At 70.7% G+C, this 304-nt stretch carries 1 protein-coding gene; it reads right to left on the bottom strand.

Going from position 1 to position 304, the window contains the following annotated elements:
* Nucleotides 1-304, bottom strand: a 304-nt coding sequence (locus tag ADL25_RS19260; RefSeq protein WP_159044953.1) for an IS110 family transposase, incomplete at both ends; no start/stop codon positions are given.

Raw genomic sequence — 304 nt, 5'->3', positions numbered from 1 at the left:
CCTGGTCGAAGCCGACCAGCATGGTCAGCTCGGCGGTGATCTCGTCGGCCAGTTCGAGGGAGCGCAGGGTGTGGGGGATGGTGCGGGCGGCGTCCGCGATGACGGCCGCGTCGCGGGCGTCGGTCTTGGCCTCACCCGGGTAGAGATCGGCGATCCGGCGCATCGCGAGGCCGGGCAGGTAGGCGACCTTGCAGTCGGCGTTGCGGGCGACGGTCAGCGGGAGGGCGCCGATGGAGGCGGGCTGGTCCACGATCACCAGGACGGTGCCGAACTTGGCCTTGAGCTTGTCGAAGACGGCCCGCAA

It is taken from the genome of Streptomyces sp. NRRL F-5122, assembly GCF_001507435.1.
GTDB classification, from domain to species: Bacteria; Actinomycetota; Actinomycetes; order Streptomycetales; family Streptomycetaceae; genus Streptomyces; species Streptomyces lannensis.
The sequence above is the reverse complement of the archived record's forward strand: the minus strand, read 5'-3'. Positions and strand labels throughout refer to the sequence as shown.